Genomic DNA, 14180 nt, shown 5'->3' with positions numbered 1-14180 from the left:
AGCGGGACGTGAAGGACCAGGACGACCCGATGTACGACTCGCCGACCTACCTGATGTACGAGACGGTCCGCCTCGTCCGGCGCACCGGGGCGCGGATGTTCCCAGGTCAGCCCCGGATGCCGCACCTGCTCGTGCTGTGGTGCGTGGCGCGGTCGGGGCCGCTGTCGCAGCGCGACGTCGCCGAGCGGCTGCGGATGGACGCCGGCGACCTGGTCGGGATCGTGGACGCGCTGGAGGAGGGCGGCCACGTCCGCCGCCGCCGCGACCCCGCGGACCGGCGGCGCTACGCGCTGGAGGCCACCGAGGACGGCCGCGCGTTCCTCGAGGAGGGCCTGCTCGCGCGCCGCCGCCTCAACGAGGTCCTGTTCGAGCCGCTGTCACCCGAGGAGCGGCGGTTGCTCCGCGAGATGCTGCTGCGCGTCCTCGCCCACCACGACGACCGGTTCACCGACCTCGCCCCCGACGACGACGCACCCCGCTACGAAGGGCCGGCGCCGCGCGAACGGGTCGTCACCCCGCAGGTCGAGGCGGAGGCCCGGCGGCAGGCGCATCAGGAGACGGACGCGGGTTCCGCGATGCGCGACCGCGCCTCGTCGTAGCGGCGCAGGACCAGCCGGGCGGCCGCGTCGTGCGCGCCGATCGGCGCGGTCACCGCGTCGGCGCCGCACGCCCGCATCCGGTCCAGGAAGCGGCCGGGTGCCAGCAGGTACGACGCGACGAGCACGCGCCCGGCGCCGCGCCGGCGCTGCTCCGCGACCACCTCGTCCAGCGCGGGACCGTCCGCGGCGACGAACCCGTACGGGACGGGCCGCCGCAGCCGGCGCGCCAGCAGCCGCGCCGCCGTCCGCACGTCCGCGGCGCCGGCCGGGTCGGCGGAGCCCGCCGCGCCCAGGACGACGGTGTCCTGCGGGCGCGGCGGGCCCCCGTTTCCGCGCCGGACGGACGGCATCGCGCCGAGTCGTCCGGCCAGCGCGTCGGCGAGCAGCGCGTCCGGGCCCAGTGGCCGCGCCGTCACCGCGCCGGACGGCAGCCGCCCGGCGCGCTCTGGGATGTCGATCAGGGCGTGGTAGCCGCGCCCCAGCAGCAGCGGCACGACGACCGCGGGCCCGTCCAGCGCGGCGGCGGCCTCCTCCACCGACGGGGAGACCAGCTCCCCGTACGCCTCCGCCACGCGCAGCGAGGGCCGCAGGGCCCGGACCCGCGCCAGCAGCTCCCGCGCGGTGACGGGACCCGCGGGGTCTCGGGTGCCGTGCGCGACGGCCAGCAGCGCGGGCGGCCGGGACGCGGCGGACCGGTCAGCCACCGGCGCCCGCCGCGAGCCGGTCCACCAGGCGCGGGTCGCACGCCAGCCGGTAGCCGCGCTTGACGACCGTCTCGATGATCCCGGGACGGCCGAGCCCGCGCCGCAGCCGCGCCACCGCCATCTCCACCGCGTGCTCGTCGGCCTGCGGCCGCGCGTCCCGCGACCACGGGGAGCCGCCGACGACCAGCCGGCTCGGCAGCACGCCGCACAGCTCCGCGCGCGACACCACGTGCCCGGGCCGCCGCGCCAGCGCCCGCAGGATCGCCATCGGCGCCGGCGCGATCGGCCGCAGCTGCCCGTCCAGCACCACGGCGTGCCCGCGCAGTTCCAGCGAGGCCCCGCGCACCGACAGCAGCCGCGCGCGGCGCCGCGGCAGGTCCGCCGCCAGCGCCCGCACGAGCGCCCCGAGCCTCGCGCGTTCCGGCTGGACGGTCGGCACGCCGCGCTCGGTCAGCGGCCGCGCGGTGACCGGGCCCACGCACGCCGCGACCACCTGGGTGCGCAGCGCCTCCAGCAGCGCGTCCTCCAGGTCGTCCTCGGCCGCCACGGCGAGCGTCGCGGCGACCGCGGGCGTGCTGGTGAAGGTGATCGCGTCGACCGTGCCGGCGACGGCCTGCCCGACGAGCCGCCGCAGCGGCGTGACGTCCTCGGCGCGCGCCCACCGGTACACCGGGACCTCGATCACCTCGGCGCCGGCCGCGCGCAGCGCGTCCGTCAGCTCCGGCTGCCGCTCCCCGTAGAGCTGGACCGCCACCCGCGCGCCCGCCAGGTCCTTCTCCAGCAGGTGCGCGACCACCTCGGCGGAGGCCTCCGACTCCGGCGACCAGCGCTCCTGCAGCCCGGCCGAGCGGATCGCGCCGCACGCCTTCGGGCCCCGCGCCACGATGGCGGCGTCGCCGAGCGCCGCGATGAGGGCGTCGCGCAGCCCCCACCCGTCCGCCGTCTCCAGCCACGCCCGGAACCCGATCCCGGTCGTGACGACGAGGTGGTCCAGCGGCCGGGCCAGGCACGCCCGCGTCGCCTCCAGCAGCCCGGCGTCGTCGGCGAGCGGGACGAGGCGGATCGCGGGGGCGAGCACCACCCGCGCGCCGCGCCGCTCCAGCAGCGTCGCGAGCTCCTCGTGGCGGCGGGCCGCGGTCACCCCGACGGCGAACCCGGCCAGCGGCTCACTGTCGGCGGTCATCGGTGAGCGCCACCTCCACGCGGTCGCCGCCGGCGGCGCGGCGGACCGGGAAGGTCGGCACGGCCACCCGCGGGTCGTCGAGGCAGACCCCGGTGCGCAGGTCGAACACCTGCTTGTACATGGGCGAGGCGACCGTCGGGACGCCGTCGCGGGTGCCGAGGATGCCCCGTGACAGCACGTACGCGCCGCTGAACGGGTCGAGGTTCGACAGCGCGAACAGGGTCCCGTCGAACGCCCGGAACACCGCGACCTGCGTGCCGTCCAGCATCGCGCAGGCGCCGCGCTCGGGGATCAGGTCGGCGTAGCGGCAGATGTCGAACCAGCGGGCCGCGGCTCCGGCGGGACGCCTTGTGATCGTCGCTTCGGATGTGATGCTCATCGGACGGCAACCTCCAGGCGATTCGCGTGCGGGGACTTCGACGGCGCAGTGGGAGCGGCGGCGGACGCACCCGGCCCGCCGCCTTGACGTTGTAAGGTTCGCGCGGTGGCCGGTCGCGCCGGTCCGTCCCCGATGTTCATGGAACGAGTCTGCGCAGGGGCCGTTTCACGGTTGGGTCTCCTTTGTCACCGCCGTGTTAAAAGGCGCTCACGCCGAGATCCGGACGGCGCACACCTTGAACTCCGGCATCCGCGAGACGGGGTCCAGGGCGGTGCCGGTGAGCAGGTTCGCGCGCCCCTCCCCCGCCCAGTGGAACGGCATGAACACGGTGTCGCGGCGGATCGCGTCCGTCACCCGCGCCGCCGCTATCGCCGCGCCCCGGCGGCTCTCCACCTTCACGTCCTGGCCGTCCTGGACGCCGAGCCGCTCGGCGAGATCGGGATGCAACTCCACGAACGGGCCCGGCGCCACGTCGGCCAGCGCCCGCACTCGGCGGGTCTGCGCGCCCGACTGGTACTGCGCGAGGACGCGGCCGGTCGTCAGGTACAGCGGGTACTCGGCGTCGACGTCCTCGGCGGCGCCGCGGTGCTCGACCGGGACGAACCGGGCACGCCCGTCCGGCGTGGGGAAGCGGTCCAGGTAGGGGCGCGGCGTGCCGGGGTGGTCCTCGGACGGGCAGGGCCAGAACACCCCGCCCTCGGCCTCGATCCGCCCGTAGGTGATGCCGGAGTAGTCGGCGGTGCCGCCGGCGCTCGCGCGGCGCAGCTCGCCGAACACCCGCTCGGGGTCGGTGCTCCACTCCCCCGGCGCGCCGAGCCGCCCGGCCAGCGCGGCGATGATCTCCAGGTCGGTGCGGACGCCGTCCGGCGCGCGGACCGCCCGGCGGCGGCGCAGCACCCGGCCCTCCAGGTTCGTCATCGTGCCGGACTCCTCCGCCCACTGCGCCGTCGGCAGCACCACGTCGGCGAGCCGCGCGGTCTCCGACGGCACGAAGTCGGCGACGACCAGCAGGTCGAGGGCGCCCAGCCGCTCCTCGACCGACGCGGCGCGCGGCGCCGACACGACCGGGTTCGACCCGAACAGCAGCAGCGCCTTCGGGCCGTCCGGCGTGCCGAGCGCCGACAGCAGTTCGTACGCCGACCGGCCCGGGCCCGGCAGCGCGTCCGGCTCCACGCCCCACACGGCCGCGACGTGCGCGCGCGCCGCCGGGTCGTCGATCTTCCGGTAGCCGGGGAGCTGGTCGGCCTTCTGCCCGTGCTCGCGGCCGCCCTGCCCGTTGCCCTGCCCGGTCAGGCAGCCGTACCCGGACCCGGGACGGCCCGGCAGCCCGAGCGCGAGCGCCAGGTTGATGAACGCGGAGACCATGTCGGTGCCGCGGGCGTGCTGCTCGGAGCCGCGCGCGGTCAGCACGTGGGCGCGGTCCGCGCCGGCCAGCAGCCGGACGGCCTCGCGCATCTTCGGCAGCGGGACGCCGGTGATGCGCTCCACCCGGTCCGGCCAGTACGCGTTCGCGACCGTCCGGACGGCGTCGAACCCGCTCGTCCGCGCCGCGATGTAGTCCTCGTCGGCGAGGCCCTCGGCGAGCGCCAGGTGCAGCAGGCCGTTGGCGAGCGCGATGTCGGTGCCGGCCGCGGGCTGAAGGTGCAGGTCCGCCTGCCGGGCCGTCGCGGTGCGGCGCGGGTCCACGACGATGAGCGCGCCGCCGCCGTCGCGCATGTCGGCCAGGTGCCGCATGAACGGCGGCATCGTCTCGGCCGGGTTGCCGCCCGCGAGGAGGACGGCGCCGGACGCGGCCAGGTCGGTGACCGGGCCGGGCAGCCCGCGGTCCATGCCGAACGCCCGGCCGGACGCGGCGGCGGCCGACGACATGCAGAACCGCCCGTTGTAGTCGATCTGCGAGGTGCGCAGCGCGACCCGGGCGAACTTGCCGAGCTGGTAGGCCTTCTCGTTGGTGAGCCCGCCGCCGCCGAACACCGCGACGGCGTCCGGACCGTACCCGGCCGTCAGGCGCCCGATCCCGGTGACGATCCGGTCCAGCGCCTCGTCCCAGGTGCACGGCTCCAGCGGCGCGTCGCGGGTGCGGCGCATCAGCGGAGTCGTCAGGCGGTCCGGGACGGTGAGCAGCTCCGCGGCGGTCCAGCCCTTCTGGCAGAGCCCGCCGCGGTTCGCGGGCACGTCGTCGCGCGGCGCCACCCGCACCGGCGCGCCGTCCGCGGGTACGTCGGACGCGGACGCGCCGCCGTCGAGGGTCATCCCGCACTGCAGGGCGCAGTACGGGCAGTGCGTAGGAGTCCCGGTCATGACGGGAAGACTCCGGCGGCGCCGTTTCGCCGCCGCGTCCCGCGTGTGACCCGCGCGTTAAATGCGGTTCACCCGGCGCGTCCGGCAAGGTCAGCCCCGGCGCCGGCGGCGCGGGCGGCAAGGATTGACGATCGCGTGTCAAGCGTTGTCGGCGATTGTCAGGGTCCATTCGTCACCGGCCGGCCGGATACCGAACCGGATTCGCGGCGGCCCGGCGATCTCGCGGAGGATGCGGTTTCCGGCCCGCCGCGACGAGGATCACACAACGGTCATCCGGCCTAATCTCGGTACATGCCCGACCTTGCTTACTACGCCTCGCTGCCGCGCTCCCGCGGCGCCGCGGCGGCCCTGCTCCTGGACGACCTCGGGCGGGTCCTGCTGGTCAAGCCCACCTACAGCGAGGGCTGGTTCCTGCCCGGCGGGGTCATCGAGACCGACGAGTCCCCGCTCGCGGCGTGCGTGCGCGAATGCCGCGAGGAGCTCGGATTCGTCCCCCGCCTGGACGGCCTGGTCTGCGTCGACTGGGGCTCGCCCCGCGACGACGGCGTCGACTCGGTCAACGTGTTCGTCTTCGGCGGCACCGTCACCGGCGCCGAGATCGCCGCGATCCGGCTGCCGCCCGACGAGCTGTCCGACCACGTCCTGGTCGCGCCGGAGAAGGTGCCCGAGCTGTCGCCCGCGCACGTGTCGCGCCGGATGGAGCCGAGCCTGCGCGCCCTCGCCGACGGCCGCCCGGTCTACCTGGAGGACGGCCGCGAGCCCGCGTTCGGCGCCGCCCGCCGCGCCGCGGACTGAGCCCCGGCGGCCGAACCGGCTCGGCCGCGACCGCCGGACCCCTGCCTGGACACCGGACCGGACACCGCGACCGGCCGCCACATCGCGACCGGCCCGCGCGCTCGGGCGCCGCGCCTACACCGGCGCGGCGTCCTGGATGAGCCGCGCGCGCTCCGGATCGGCGGCGCGGGCGCAGTGGGCGCCGCAGTAGAACCGCCCGCCCACCTCGACGCCGTGCCCGAGGATCCGGCACTCGCAGTGCTCGCAGATCGGCGCCATCCGGGTGATCGCGCACTCGAACGAGTCGAAGGTGTGCACGTCCCCCTGCGCGTGCACCTCGAACGCCATCGCGTAGTCGTTCCCGCAGACCTCGCAGGTCGCCATAGGTCCTGTTCTCCCTCCCCCGCCGCGCCGCGATCACGACCTACCCCGGCGGGGCGGCGGCCACGCGCGCCCGCTCCCATCTCACACCTCGCACGCGCACGCTGTGCAGTGGAGTTATCACCGCCGCATTGCGGGCCACACAAGCGCGAAACGCCCGGCTCCTAGCGTCGTGCCGCGTCAGCGACCCCAAGGAGACAGCCGATGACCGTCACGACCGAAGCGGCGCCGCGCACGCGCCGCCCCTCGCTGAAAGGCCGCTGGATCGAGGACTGGCGGCCCGAGGAGCCGGAGTTCTGGGCCGCGTCCGGGGCCCGCACCGCCCGCCGCAACCTCGCGTTCTCGATCTTCTCCGAGCACATCGGGTTCTCGGTCTGGACGCTGTGGTCGGTGCTCGTGCTGTTCCTCGGCCCCGCCTACGGCATCGACCCGGCCGGCAAGTTCATGCTCACCACCGTCCCGGCGGCCATCGGAGCCGTGCTGCGGATCCCCTACACCTTCGCCGTCGCCCGGTTCGGCGGCCGCAACTGGACCATCGTCAGCGCCTCCCTGCTGCTCGTCCCCGCGGTGCTCGCCGCGTTCCTCATCAAGCCCGGCGTCTCGTACTCCACCCTGCTGGTCCTGGCGGCCGTCGCGGGCGTCGGCGGCGGCAACTTCGCCTCCTCGATGGCGAACATCAACGCCTTCTACCCGCAGCGCCTCAAGGGCTGGGCCCTCGGCATCAACGCCGGCGGCGGCAACGTCGGCGTCGCCGTCGTCCAGCTCGTCGGCCTGGCGGTGCTCGCCACCGCCGGCAAGGGCCACCCGGGCCTCGTCGCCGGCATCTACATCCCGTTCATCGTGCTCGCCGCGCTCGGCGCGGCGCTGTTCATGGACAACCTGTCGCAGGTCCGCAACGAGAAGCGGGCGATGCGCGACGTCTGCAAGGACGGCCACACCTGGATCATGTCGCTGCTCTACATCGGCACGTTCGGGTCGTTCATCGGGTTCGGGTTCGCCTTCGGGCAGGTACTGCAGGTCCAGTTCAAGGCCGACTTCGACACCCCGATCAAGGCCGCGTACCTGACCTTCCTCGGGCCCCTGCTCGGCTCGCTGATCCGGCCCGTCGGCGGATGGCTCGCGGACCGGACGGGCGGGGCGAGGGTCACGTTCTGGAACTTCGTCGCGATGGCGGTCTCGGCGGGGATCGTCCTCACCGCGTCGCGCGAGAAGTCGCTCGCGCTGTTCGTCACCGGGTTCATCCTGCTGTTCGCGTTCAGCGGCCTCGGCAACGGCTCCACCTACAAGATGATCCCGGCGATCTTCCGGGCGAAGGCGCAGCTCGGCGTCGCCAACGGCGGCGACCCGGTGGCCGCCGAGCACGAGGCCCGGCGGCTCGCCGGTGCGCTCATCGGCATCGCCGGCGCGATCGGAGCGTTCGGCGGCGTACTGGTCAACATCGCCTTCCGGCAGTCGTTCCTGACCTCCGGGACCGGGGACGGCGCGTACATCGCGTTCATCGCCTACTACGCCGCCTGCTGCCTCCTCACCTGGACGGTCTACCTGCGGACCCACCCGAGGAAGCCGGCGGGCGTCTGACGGCCTGGCGCCCCGCCCGCTGCCGCCCGCCGCGCGGCCGGCCGGGCCCCTCGCCGGGGTCCGGCCACCGCGGCGACCGGCCCGAGGACCGCAGCACCGACTCCCACGCGTCCCCCGACGCCAGCGGCAGGTGCGGCACCCCCCAGTGCCACGCCGACACCAGCAGGTCGGGGTCGCGCGGCCGGTAGTCGGCGCCGATCGAGCGGGCCATGTCCCAGGCGTGCAGGTGCCACTCCACGCACGCGGCGCCCGCGTGGTCGCCGACGGTGTACTTGGTGCCCCGGTAGATCAGATGGGTGCGGTCCCACATGTCGGGCATCAGGTCGGCGTAGGCGCCGGCCGACACCGAGAACGCCGTGATCCGCTCCGGGCCCGGCTCCGGCGGCAGCACCGCCAGCTCCGTCGCGTTCTGCCGCGCCTGCTGCCGGATCAGCACCGCCGACGCCGCGTCCTGCGCGAACAGCTTGGCCAGCCGGCTGTCCGGCGCGTCCTGCAGGTACTCCAGGAAGTTCTCCGCCACGCACCGCAGGTGCCCGGCCAGGTCGATCAGCTGCCAGTCGGCGCACGGCGTCGGCACGTCCCAGTCCTCGACCGCCGACGCCAGCTCACGGATCGCCCGCGTCCCGTCCTCGTAGGACTCGAGTACGCGGCACCGGTCCGGCGGCGTGCGCTCCACGTGACTTCCCCCCGCGTTCAGGGCACCAGCGCCCTCCCCGCCGGAGCGCGTCCCGCGCCGCCGCGCGCGGCGGCGGTGCGGAGCGGGCCGCCCCGGCGTTCCCCGAGAGGGCAGACTCTCAGAGTTCGGTGGCCGGTGCCACTCGGTGGTGCTGTGTCGTCCCACGTGGCGGCACGTGGGACGGGCGCGCTCAGACGGCCGCGGCGGGACGCGTCCGGAAGCTCAGCCGGTGCGCCTCGCGCGCGGTGCGCAGCCGGTCGACCTCGTCGGTCCACGGCCGCACGGACGGGCGCGCCTTGGCCTTGCGGCGCGCGATCTCCGCGGCGCGGCGCGCCTTGGCGTCCTGCGCGTCCGACACGTAGGTCTTCGGGCCCATCGCGATCCGCTCGGACGCCTCCGCCGCGGCGAGCACCTCCGTCATCGCCTCGTCGAAGGCGATGGTCAGCTCGTGCAGCTCCGGCTCGGGCACGTCCGCGCCCTGGGCGTCGCGCAGCGCGCGCTCGGCCTCGCCCGCGGCCGCGAGGCGCGCGTCGTAGCCGGCGGCCAGCCGCTCGTCGGCGTCGTACTGCTCCGCGACGTCCTTGCCCACCCGGCGGATCAGCGGCATGGCGATACTCCCTCAAGCTCACGATCTTCATCGTCCGATCGAGGCCCAGCGTACGCGCGCCGTCCCCCGGCTGTGACGCCGGACACCGAACTCGCGCCCTTTACACAGTAAGGTCACTCTGAGCGCCCAACGGCGCGCCACCCGGTAATCAGGATGCGCGAAAGATCGCCGATCAGTACCGTTTCCGGCGGAAACCACGGGAGGCGGGACGGACCATGCCGAAGCTCAACCAGATCATCGCGGTCGAGAAGGGCGCCAAGAGCCGCGCGCAGCGCGAGATCGCCGAGATCGGCCAGCGGCTGCAGAAGACCGCGCTGCTGTCCGGCATCTCCCGCACCTACCAGCCGCTCGACGACGACGGCGAGTCCCTGCCGCCCGAGTCCACCCGCGTGCAGGTGACGGCGGAGGGGACGCTGAAGGAGGTCGCGGCGGCGCTCACCCGGCTCTTCGACATCACCGCCACCAAGGACTGGGCGAACCGCGACGCCCGCGCCGACGTCGTCGTCGACGGCCGCACCGTCCTGGAGCAGGTCCCCGTCGCGCACCTGCTGTTCCTGGAGAAGCAGCTCACCGAGCTGGCCGGGCTCGTCGACCGGCTCCCGGTGCTCGACACCGCCGAGGCGTGGACGTTCGACGAGTCCGCCGACGTGTGGCGCACCGAGCCGGTCCGGACGACCCGCACCAAGAAGATCCCGCGGGCCCACGTCCTGTACGAGGCGACCACCGAGCACCCCCGCCCAGGTGGAGACCTACACCGAGGACGTCATCGTCGGCACCTGGACCCGGACCGCGTTCTCCGGCGCCCTGCCGGCGCGCCGGGTGAACGAGCTGCGCGAGCGCGTCGCCAAGCTGCAGGCCGCGATCAAGTTCGCCCGCGAGGAGGCCAACGGCGCGGAAGTGACCGACCGGAAGGTGGGCGAGGCCGTCTTCGGCTACCTTTTCGCCTGAACCCCCCGCGGTGACGCGGGCCGCACAACTGAAGACTCCCCCGCTGGAGCGCGGGGGTCCGGGCGCGAGCCCGGAAGCTGAGAATGAAGTTCAGCTTGATCGCGTGGCGTCAGCGGAGGTTCGAATCCTCCCCGGAGCACTCGGGCCCCGGTAGCTCAGCCAGGTAGAGCGGCCCATGAATCTCAAGCTCTCGCTCCAGTCTCAGCATCTCCGCCCATCACCGGTGGGCGGGGGACGGCGAAGGTCGCCGAGGTGCCAGTTCGAATCTGGTCCGCCGCTCTCGTGCGGCGGTGGTTCAAAGGGAGAACACGGCGAACTGAACCTGACCGTCCCCCGGAATCGCACCGGTGTGCGCATCAGGGCGGAACCATCCAGGGCCCCGGGACTCGGGCAAGTCCCGGGGCCCGCCGCCGTCCCGGCACGGCGGCGCGCGGCCGGCTCCCCGATCATGTCGGCGGGCCGCCGTACGCTTGCCCCCATGGTCAGGCAGCCCAGCATCAACGCCCAGAACCGCGCGCCGCTGTCGATCGAGCGGATCACCGAGGCGGCCCTGCAGATCGTCGACGGCCAGGGACTCGGCCGCCTCACCATGCGCCGCCTCGGCGACGCGCTGGAGGTCGAGGCGATGGCGATCTACCACCACCTCCCGCGCGGCAAGGAGCAGCTCCTCGACGGCCTCGTCGCGCACGTCGCGGCGGCCCCCGCCGACACCGGGGCGGCGGACGCCGCGTCCTGGCGGGGCGTCCTGCGCTCGTGGGCCGGCGACTACCGCGGCCGCCTGCTGGCGCACGCGGGCGTGCTCCCCCTCGTCGTCACCCGCCGCAACCCCGCCGCGCTCACCGCGACCGTCACGTCCCTGCGGGAGGTGATGCGGCAGGGCGGCGTGCGCGAGGAGCCCGCGGCCGTCGCCGCGCACACCCTGCTCGGGTACGTGATCGGGCACGCGGCGCTGGAGGTCCGCGGGACGGCGGAGGACGGCGCCGACCGCGCCGTCGACTGGGACGCCCGCTTCACCGTCGGCCTGGACCTGGTCCTCACCGGCGCCGGGTAGCCGGGGTCAGTCCTCGACGACCAGCACCTCGAGATGCCGGGGGCCGTGCACGCCCTCCGCACCCGCCGGGGCCGCCGCGCCCGCGCCGTGTGCGGCGGACGGGCCGCTGATCCAGGTGAGGGGACGGGACGGGTCGAGCCGCTCCAGCGCCTCCGGGACCGTCCCGACGATCTGCTCGGCCTGCACGACGCACAGGTGGTAGGCGGGCAGCAGGGTGAGCGCGCGCCTGCCCTGCGTCGGGCCCCCGTCCAGCACGACGGTCCCGGTCCGGGCGATCGCGACGGCGCAGCCGGTGACGACGCCGTCCGCGGCCGCGAGGGCGTCCACGTCGATCACCGGGCGGTCGGCCATCGCCCGCACCCCGTCCAGCTCCGCGAGCCAGCCGAACGGCAGGTCCGCGGGGACGACGATCTGCTTGGCCTCGCGGCCCCACAGCGCGGCGGCGACCGCGGTGGCCAGCTCGTCCGCGCCGACGTGCCGCACCGCCGCCCGGTTCTCCGCGACGCGCTCGCCGAACAGCGCCGGGACGTCCGCCGCGTCCGTGCCGGCGAGCCGGCGCGCGTACCCGCGCGGCACCGCCGGGTGCGTGCCGCGCGCCCCGCCGAGCGCGTCCCGTACCCGCCGCAGCACCTCGTCCCGGGAGCTCACCGGCGCCTCCCCGACCACCAGGCGCGGAACGTCGCCGGCGGCGGCGCGGGCAGGTCGCGGGCGTCGGTCCACTTGCCGAGCAGGCCGGGCAGCCGGCGGATCCGGCCGCCGCGCGACATCAGCCGCGCCCAGCGGGTGCCGCGGCGCAGCGCCGCCTCGTACCGGCGCGGGTCCGACATCGTCCAGGCCAGGCCGCGCATCAGCACCAGCTCCGGGGTCGGGACGGGCCGGTGCCGGCGCGACTCGACGACCCGGCCGCGCAGGTGGACCAGCACCTCCGGGATGTCGATCTTCACCGGGCAGACGTCGGCGCACGCGCCGCACAGCGTCGACGCGAACGGCAGCGACGCCTCGGCGGCCCGCTCGACCCCGCGCAGCTGCGGGGTGAGGATCGCGCCGATCGGCCCCGCGCGGACCGGCCCGTAGGGGGCCGGCCCCGTCCGCTCGTAGACGGGGCAGACGTCCAGGCAGGCCGAGCAGCCGATGCAGCGCAGCGCGGCGCGGCCGACCTCGTCGGCGAGGGCCTTCGTGCGGCCGTTGTCGAGCAGCACGAGATGGAACTCGCGGGGCCCGTCGCCGGGCGTGACGCCCGTCCACGACGACACGTACGGCGTCATCGGCGCGCCGGACGACGAGTGCGGCAGCAACTGGAGCAGCACCTCCAGGTCCGCCCAGGTGGGCACCACCTTCTCGATGCCGGCGACGGAGATCAGCGTGTCCGGCAGCGTCAGGCACATCCGGCCGTTGCCCTCCGACTCCAGCAGCACCAGCGTGCCGGTCTCCGCCACCAGGAAGTTCGCGCCGGTGACGGCCACGCGCGCGCCGAGGAACCGCTCGCGCAGGCGCAGCCGCGCCGCCTCGGCGAGCACGGCGGGATCGTCGGACGGGCCGCCGGCGCGGTCTCTGTAGGACGCCTGCCCGTCCTCGCCGGGCTGTGCGAGGAGCTCGCCGAGCCCGGTCTCGCGGACCGCGACGCCCGCGCGCGCCAGCGCCCCGGCCAGGCCGATCTCCCGGGTGACCGCCGACGTCGACTTGACGACCTCGGCGGCGCCGGACGCCCGCACCAGGCCGGTGACGATCCGGCGCGCCTCGGCGGCGCCGGCCGCCCAGTGCACGGTGCCGCCCGCCTCGGTGACGGCCCGTTCGAGTTCCTCCAGGTGGGCGTCGAGGTTGAGCAGCGCCTCGTCCTTGATCGCGCGGCCGGCCTCGCGCAGGTCCTCCCAGTCGGCGGGCTCAGGAAACGCCGAGCGCCGCTCCCGGGCGGCCGCGGCGGCGCCGCGCAAGCCGCTGCGCAGGGCGGTGTCGGCGAGCGCGACCCGCGCGGCGGCGGCGAACTTCGGCGGCGCCGCGACCGGGCCCGGCGCCCCGGACGCCGGCGGGGGCGGTGCGGCGGTCACGCCGGCCCCGTCGCGGCCAGGATCTCGGCCAGGTGCACCACCCGGACGCCGGCGCGCAGCCGCGACAGCGCGCCGCCGATGTGCGCCAGGCAGCCGTTGTCGACCGCGCACAGCACGTCCGCGCCGGTGCCGCGGACGTGCCCGACCTTGTCGGCCGCCATCGCGACCGACACGTCGGCGTTCTTCACCGCGAACGCGCCGCCGAACCCGCAGCACTCGTCCGCCGCCGGCAGCTCCACCAGGTCGATGCCCTTCACCGCGCGCAGCAGCCGCAGCGGCCGGTCGCCGATGCCGAGGGCCCGCGCGGACTGGCAGGACGGGTGGTAGGTGACGCGGTGCGGGAAGAAGGCGCCGACGTCCGTCACGCCCAGCACGTCCACCAGGAACTCGGTCAGCTCGTAGACGGCGAGGTCCTCGGCGGCCCGGGCCAGCGCCGTGTCGCGGGCCGCCCGCGCGATCCGCGGGTAGGCGTCGCGGACCGCGGCGGCGCACGACGCGGACGGCGCCACGATCGCCTCGGCGCCCTCGAACGCGGCGGTGAACGCGCGCGCCAGGCCCGCCGCCTCGCGGTGGTAGCCGGTCGTCCAGTGCATCTGCCCGCAGCAGGTCTGGCCGGGCGGGTAGGCGACGTCGTGGCCGAGCCGCTCCAGCAGCGCCGTCACGGCCCTGCCGGTCGCGGGGAACAACGCGTCGTCGAAGCAAGCGACGAACAGCGCGACGCGCATACCGGCCTCACCCCCCACGCCTCGCAAAGCCCGGTCCCCCGTGGGACATCGTAGGGCGCCCGGAGGCCGCGTCCGGGGGAAACGATCGCACCCGCCGACCGGAACCGGGCGGCCGGGTAAGGCGGATCGAACCGACGGCAACGTTTCCCCGCCCGACGGCGTGTTGTTCGGCGTCCGTTATCGCGCGTGAGGGACGCTATGCCTGGCACCTCGGAGTGAGGCGGGTCAC

At 75.5% G+C, this 14180-nt stretch carries 15 protein-coding genes, 1 tRNA gene and 1 pseudogene; 7 read left to right on the top strand and 10 right to left on the bottom strand.

Annotated elements, in window-relative coordinates; genetic code table 11:
* The first annotated feature begins 8 nt into the window (after positions 1-8).
* Positions 9-599, top strand: coding sequence for a MarR family winged helix-turn-helix transcriptional regulator (locus J4709_RS24965; RefSeq protein WP_307801517.1), 591 nt, complete (start codon positions 9-11; stop codon positions 597-599).
* Here J4709_RS24965 and J4709_RS24960 read toward each other — a convergent pair.
* The 4 genes from J4709_RS24960 to J4709_RS24945 form a co-directional block, all read right to left on the bottom strand.
* Positions 551-1303 carry a sirohydrochlorin chelatase gene (locus tag J4709_RS24960; protein ID WP_208244220.1) on the bottom strand — a complete coding sequence of 251 codons (753 nt, stop codon included), beginning with the start codon at positions 1301-1303 and terminating at the stop codon, positions 551-553. The two genes, J4709_RS24965 and J4709_RS24960, sit on opposite strands and share 49 nt — an antisense overlap.
* A complete protein-coding gene (locus J4709_RS24955; RefSeq protein ID WP_208244219.1) occupies positions 1296-2486 on the bottom strand; it encodes a uroporphyrinogen-III synthase in 1191 nt (396 codons plus the stop codon). The genes J4709_RS24960 and J4709_RS24955 overlap by 8 nt, the downstream gene beginning before the upstream one ends.
* Entirely contained in the window at positions 2470-2865 is a 396-nt protein-coding gene (nirD, locus tag J4709_RS24950) for a nitrite reductase small subunit NirD (RefSeq protein ID WP_208244218.1), read from the bottom strand. Before nirD ends, J4709_RS24955 begins: the two co-directional genes overlap by 17 nt.
* A 207-nt stretch (positions 2866-3072) precedes the next feature.
* Entirely contained in the window at positions 3073-5166 is a 2094-nt protein-coding gene (locus J4709_RS24945; protein WP_208244217.1) for a molybdopterin oxidoreductase family protein, read from the bottom strand.
* 291 nt (positions 5167-5457) lie between these two features.
* Here J4709_RS24945 and J4709_RS24940 point away from each other — a divergent pair, with 291 nt between their 5' ends.
* Positions 5458-5961, top strand: coding sequence for an NUDIX domain-containing protein (locus tag J4709_RS24940; RefSeq protein WP_208244216.1), 504 nt, complete (start codon positions 5458-5460; stop codon positions 5959-5961).
* 114 nt (positions 5962-6075) lie between these two features.
* On the opposite strand, the gene J4709_RS24935 is transcribed toward J4709_RS24940, so the two are convergent.
* Positions 6076-6324 carry a metallothionein gene (locus tag J4709_RS24935; protein ID WP_173092611.1) on the bottom strand — a complete coding sequence of 83 codons (249 nt, stop codon included), beginning with the start codon at positions 6322-6324 and terminating at the stop codon, positions 6076-6078.
* 201 nt (positions 6325-6525) lie between these two features.
* On the opposite strand from J4709_RS24935, the gene J4709_RS24930 reads away from it, so the two are divergent.
* Entirely contained in the window at positions 6526-7899 is a 1374-nt protein-coding gene (locus tag J4709_RS24930) for a nitrate/nitrite transporter (RefSeq protein WP_232384001.1), read from the top strand.
* Here J4709_RS24930 and J4709_RS24925 read toward each other — a convergent pair.
* Positions 7847-8575 carry a maleylpyruvate isomerase N-terminal domain-containing protein gene (locus J4709_RS24925; RefSeq protein WP_208244215.1) on the bottom strand — a complete coding sequence of 243 codons (729 nt, stop codon included), beginning with the start codon at positions 8573-8575 and terminating at the stop codon, positions 7847-7849. The genes J4709_RS24930 and J4709_RS24925 overlap by 53 nt on opposite strands.
* A gap of 190 nt (positions 8576-8765) precedes the next feature.
* Positions 8766-9182, bottom strand: a complete 417-nt coding sequence (locus J4709_RS24920; RefSeq protein ID WP_208244214.1) for a plectin — start codon at positions 9180-9182, stop codon at positions 8766-8768.
* 215 nt (positions 9183-9397) lie between these two features.
* Between J4709_RS24920 and J4709_RS56380 the strand changes: the two are divergent.
* The 4 genes and pseudogenes from J4709_RS56380 to J4709_RS24905 all read left to right on the top strand — a co-directional run.
* A pseudogene (locus tag J4709_RS56380) lies at positions 9398-9856 on the top strand (DUF7873 family protein); the annotation flags it as partial.
* A gap of 67 nt (positions 9857-9923) precedes the next feature.
* On the top strand, positions 9924-10130 hold the full coding sequence (locus J4709_RS56375) for a DUF7873 family protein (protein WP_443608529.1): 207 nt from the start codon (positions 9924-9926) through the stop codon (positions 10128-10130).
* Between the two features lie 42 nt (positions 10131-10172).
* A tRNA-OTHER gene (locus J4709_RS24910) sits at positions 10173-10269 on the top strand.
* Positions 10270-10608: 339 nt separating this feature from the next.
* Entirely contained in the window at positions 10609-11181 is a 573-nt protein-coding gene (locus tag J4709_RS24905) for a TetR/AcrR family transcriptional regulator (RefSeq protein WP_208244213.1), read from the top strand.
* Positions 11182-11187: 6 nt separating this feature from the next.
* On the opposite strand, the gene J4709_RS24900 is transcribed toward J4709_RS24905, so the two are convergent.
* From J4709_RS24900 to J4709_RS24890, 3 genes are read right to left on the bottom strand one after another with little or no spacing between them, the layout of a single operon-like run.
* Positions 11188-11829: a LutC/YkgG family protein gene (locus J4709_RS24900; protein ID WP_208244212.1), complete on the bottom strand. Its 642-nt coding sequence runs from the start codon at positions 11827-11829 to the stop codon at positions 11188-11190.
* The gene (locus J4709_RS24895; RefSeq protein WP_208244211.1) at positions 11826-13226 is read right to left on the bottom strand and encodes a lactate utilization protein B; all 1401 of its coding nucleotides are present in this window, start codon (positions 13224-13226) and stop codon (positions 11826-11828) included. The genes J4709_RS24900 and J4709_RS24895 overlap by 4 nt, the downstream gene beginning before the upstream one ends.
* On the bottom strand, positions 13223-13951 hold the full coding sequence (locus J4709_RS24890; protein WP_208244210.1) for a (Fe-S)-binding protein: 729 nt from the start codon (positions 13949-13951) through the stop codon (positions 13223-13225). The genes J4709_RS24895 and J4709_RS24890 overlap by 4 nt, the downstream gene beginning before the upstream one ends.
* Between the last annotated feature and the right edge of the window lie 229 nt (positions 13952-14180).

The sequence above is a fragment of the Actinomadura violacea genome (genome assembly GCF_017573465.1).
Taxonomy (GTDB): Bacteria; Actinomycetota; Actinomycetes; order Streptosporangiales; family Streptosporangiaceae; genus Spirillospora; species Spirillospora violacea.
This window is presented reverse-complemented; position numbering and strand designations above follow the sequence as displayed.